The following is a 4,761-nucleotide window of genomic DNA, read 5'->3' on the forward strand; positions in this document are numbered from 1 at the left end:
GTGGTTATGTATTATTTATTGATAAAATTGAAAATAGTAGCCTTAATGATATTTACGTTTTCCAACCGGAACAGCAAAAAAATAACAAACCTTCGGTCGTGGTGGCTGAAAATGGTACTTTACAAGGTTTGCCAAATGGTGATCAGGTTTTAACGTTAGCAGAAAGCAAACGTTTTGAGGGTACGCCGCAAAGTGCTGACTTCCGTATTTCTCACTTTGAAAATTATTCCGCTTATTTAGGTTATCAAGATGTGGAATCGGACGAAAAATTAGTACAACGTGCCGATTTTAAAACATTAATGGAAACCAATAGTCCGGAAGCAAAAGCTGAATTACATTGGCGTTTAGCGTTAATTTTTGCCGTGCCGTTAATGGCGTTATTGGCAGTACCGATGAGTAGCGTAAACCCTCGACAAGGACGTTTTGCTAAATTATTGCCTGCACTATTGCTTTATTTAATCTATTTCCTACTGCAAAGCTCACTCAAATCATCGGGTGGATCGGGCAAGCTAAATGCAGAAATTTTAATGCCGTTAGTCTCCGTTGCCTTTTTAATTTTAGGTATTGTGTTGAATATGTGGAATGGTAAATTTATGTCTAAATTACGCTATCAGTTTAGTGCTAAAAAAATCACTAATAAGGCGGTGGCATAATGAAAATTTTCTCAATGAACATTTTAGAACGCTACATCGGTAAAACGATTTTATCGGCAATTTTCCTCACTCTATTTTTATTGGTAGGGCTTGGGGCAATCATTAAATTTGTAGAGGAATTTCGTGATGTTGGACGAGGCTCTTACGATGGTTTGAAAGCGGCTTATTACACCTTTTTAACTATTCCAAGAGATATTGAAACCTTTTTTCCGATTGCAGCTTTATTAGGTTCTCTTTTAGGCTTGGGAAATCTTGCCAGCCGTAGTGAGTTAGTTGTAATGCAAGCCTCCGGTTTTTCTCGCTTCCGCATTGGTTTAGCGGTAATGAAAACCGCATTGCCACTTGTGATCTTTACAATGATTATAGGCGAATGGGGCGTACCGCAAACCGAACAATTTGCCCGTAATATGCGTTCTATTGCTCAAAGTGGTGGCTCAATGCTTGCTACCAAAGATGGTTTTTGGGCGAAAGATGGAAACTCATTTATCTATATCAACCGTATCAATAATGAAAAAAGCCTGAGTAACGTACTTATTTACGAATTTGGCGAAGGCGAAAATAAACGTGAATTGCAATCGGTATTACGAGCGAGTGAGGCTCAATATAGCGATGAAAAAGGCTGGATACTCTCTAACGTTGAAAAATCAGAACTTGGTGAGAATCAGATCCAGCAAGGCAAGCAACCCGATCAAGGTTGGCAAACCAGCTTAACGCCAAGCAAATTAGGGATTGTTTCACTTAAGCCTGAATCACTGTCTATTTCTGGCTTGGCGGATTATGTTGGCTTTTTAAAAGACACCGGGCAAGATCCGAAACGCTTCGAAATTACGTTCTGGCGTAAAGTATTCCAGCCGATCTCAATGGCGGTGATGATGTTACTTGCGATCTCCTTTATTTTCGGACCGCTTCGTAGTAGTACGATGGGGGCGAAAATTGTTATCGGGATTGTTGCCGGCTTTATGTTCTACGTGGCGAACATTGTATTTGGGAATTTAAGTCTTATTGCCACTTGGCTGCCTGTGCCGGTTGGGGCATTAATTCCAAGTTTGCTCTGTCTGGTAATTGTTTGGTGGTTACTAAGCAAAAAACGTGATTAATTTTACAAGCGGTTATTTTTACAACATTTTTTGCAAAAATGACCGCTTGAATATTCCTTTAAATCTTAATTCTACCTTAGCATTATGTCTGATTGTCGTTTCGTCCATTTAAAAGTTCACAGTGATTTCTCAATGATTAACGGTTTAGCCAAAGTGAAATCATTAGTCAAAGCAGCAGTTGCCAATAATATGGTGGCGATGGGCTTAACCGACTTTACCAACTTCTGCGGCTTGGTGAAATTTTATGGCGAAGCACTGGGCTCAGGTATTAAACCGATTATCGGTGCTGATGTATATGTTAAATCGGATACTGGTAGTGATGATTATTTTGAGCTAACGCTATTAGCTAAAAACAATAAAGGATACCACAATATTACCCAAATTCTCTCCAAAGCCTATCAACAAGGATACATTGAATTTCCAATGGTAGAGAGAGAATGGCTAGCTGAGCTGAATGAAGGCATTATTGTGCTTTCAGGCGGACGAATGGGCGATGTGGGTAAAGCCTTACTTAAAGAAAATCTATCGGAAGCTGCTGAGAAACTCTCTTTTTATCAACAATATTACCCAAATCATTTTTATATGTCGGTTTGCCGCACAGGACGAGCAGACGAAGAACGCTACATTAAACAAGCGGTCGAATTTTCCCAAAAAAATGCAATTCCTTTAGTGGCGGTGAATGATGTTGTTTTCTTAAAAGAAGATGACTTTGATGCTCACGAAATCCGCGTAGCAATTCACGACAGCTATACTTTAGATGATCCGAAACGCCCCAAAAAATATTCTCCAAAGCAATATTTCCGCTCAGAAGAGGAAATGTGTAAGCTGTTTGCAGACTTGCCGAGTGCCTTAGCGAATACGGTAGAAATTGCAAAACGCTGCTCGGTTACAGTGCGTTTAGGCGAATATTTCCTGCCAAATTTCCCGACAGGCGATCTTTCAACCGAAGATTTTTTAGTGAAAAAATCAAGAGAAGGTTTAGAAGAACGCCTTGAGTTTTTATTCCCTGACCGTGAGGAAAGGGCTAACAAGCGGTCAGTTTATGACGAAAGATTGCAAGTTGAATTAGATGTAATTAACCAAATGGGCTTTCCGGGCTACTTCCTGATCGTGATGGAATTTATTCAATGGTCGAAAGATAACGATATTCCGGTTGGTCCGGGACGTGGTTCGGGAGCGGGCTCGTTGGTGGCTTATGCACTTAAAATTACCGATTTAGATCCGCTGGAATTTGACTTACTTTTTGAACGTTTTTTAAACCCTGAGCGGGTTTCAATGCCCGATTTTGATGTCGATTTCTGTATGGATGGGCGAGATCGTGTGATTGAACACGTGGCAGAAACTTACGGTCGCCAAGCGGTATCGCAAATTATTACCTTCGGAACGATGGCTGCAAAAGCGGTAATTCGTGATGTGGGGCGTGTGCTTGGACATCCTTATAGCTTTGTGGACAGAATTTCCAAGCTGATTCCACCCGATCCGGGAATGACATTAGAAAAAGCTTTTGCCGCTGAACCAAAACTCCCTGAACTGTATGAAGCCGATGAGGAAGTGAAAGATCTGATCGATATGGCTCGCAAGCTTGAGGGCGTAACCCGAAATGCCGGTAAGCACGCAGGAGGCGTGGTAATTGCTCCTACTGCGATCACCGATTTCTCGCCACTTTATTGTGATAGTGAAGGCTTACACCCTGTTACCCATTTTGATAAAAATGATGTGGAATATGCAGGATTGGTGAAATTTGACTTCTTAGGCTTAAGGACTCTAACCATCATCAAATGGGCATTAGAGATGGTGAATGCTCGCCTTGAACGAGAAGGGAAAGAACCGGTTCGCATAGAAAGTATTCCGCTTGATGATAAAAAATCTTTTGATCTGCTATTAGCGGCAAAAACCACGGCGGTGTTCCAGCTTGAAAGCCGTGGAATGAAAGATCTGATTTCTCGTCTAAAACCGGACTGTTTTGAAGATATTATCGCTTTGGTGGCATTATTCCGCCCGGGTCCGCTGGAGTCGGGAATGGTGCAGAACTTTATCGACCGTAAACACGGCAAGGAAGAAGTGTCTTACCCTGATCCTGAATATCAACACGAATGCTTAAAACCTATTTTAGAGCCAACCTATGGCGTTATTGTTTACCAAGAGCAGGTAATGCAGATTGCCCAAGAGCTTGCCGGTTATACACTCGGTGGAGCGGACTTACTTCGCCGTGCGATGGGTAAGAAAAAGCCGGAAGAAATGGCTGCTCAACGTGAAGTCTTTGAAAAAGGGGCGGAATCAAAAGGGATTGACGGTAAACTCGCAGGGGCAATTTTTGACTTAGTGGAAAAATTCGCCGGCTATGGTTTTAACAAATCACACTCAGCAGCTTATGCGTTGGTGTCTTACCAAACCCTTTGGCTCAAAGCCCATTATCCGGCAGAATTTATGGCGGCGGTAATGACTTCAGAGATGGACAATACCGATAAGATTGTTGGCTTTTATGATGAATGTATCAATATGGGCTTAACGGTTGTACCACCTGATGTGAATAGCGGAAAACACCGTTTCAGCGTAAACGAAAAAGGCGAAATTGTTTACGGCTTAGGGGCAATTAAAGGCGTGGGGGAAGGTCCGATTGAAGCGATTTTGGAGGCTCGCAATCAAGGTGGGCGTTTTACCGATCTGTTTGATTTAACTGCCCGTGTCGATCTGAAAAAAATTAACCGCCGTACTTTTGAAAGTCTGATTATGTCCGGAGCGTTTGATAAATTAGGTCCGCATCGTGCAGCTTTAATGAAAAATTTAGAAGATGCATTAAAAGCCTCGGATCAGCACAGCAAAATGGAAGAGCTTGGACAGAGTGATATGTTCGGCGTGCTGACTGAAACACCTGAAGAGGTGCAAAATGCTTATGCGAACACACCGAAATGGTCGGAACAAACGATTTTAGACGGAGAGAGGGCGACGTTAGGGCTTTATTTAAGCGGGCATCCAATTGGCAGGTTCTTAAAAGAGCTATCGCACTATGC

General features: G+C 42.1%; 3 protein-coding genes. All 3 read left to right on the forward strand.

Going from position 1 to position 4,761, the window contains the following annotated elements; genetic code table 11:
• Window positions 1-653 (forward strand): LptF/LptG family permease (locus ACJHV0_RS03075; RefSeq protein ID WP_483133350.1); only part of this gene is annotated, 653 nt, incomplete at its 5' end.
• Window positions 653-1,750: an LPS export ABC transporter permease LptG gene (gene lptG, locus ACJHV0_RS03080; protein ID WP_334254186.1), complete on the forward strand. Its 1,098-nt coding sequence runs from the start codon at window positions 653-655 to the stop codon at window positions 1,748-1,750. The genes ACJHV0_RS03075 and lptG, both read left to right, overlap by 1 nt.
• Before the next feature lie 84 nt (window positions 1,751-1,834).
• On the forward strand, window positions 1,835-4,761 hold a 2,927-nt coding region (gene dnaE, locus ACJHV0_RS03085; RefSeq protein WP_483133351.1), incomplete at its 3' end, for a DNA polymerase III subunit alpha.

Source organism: Mannheimia sp., from assembly GCF_056854775.1.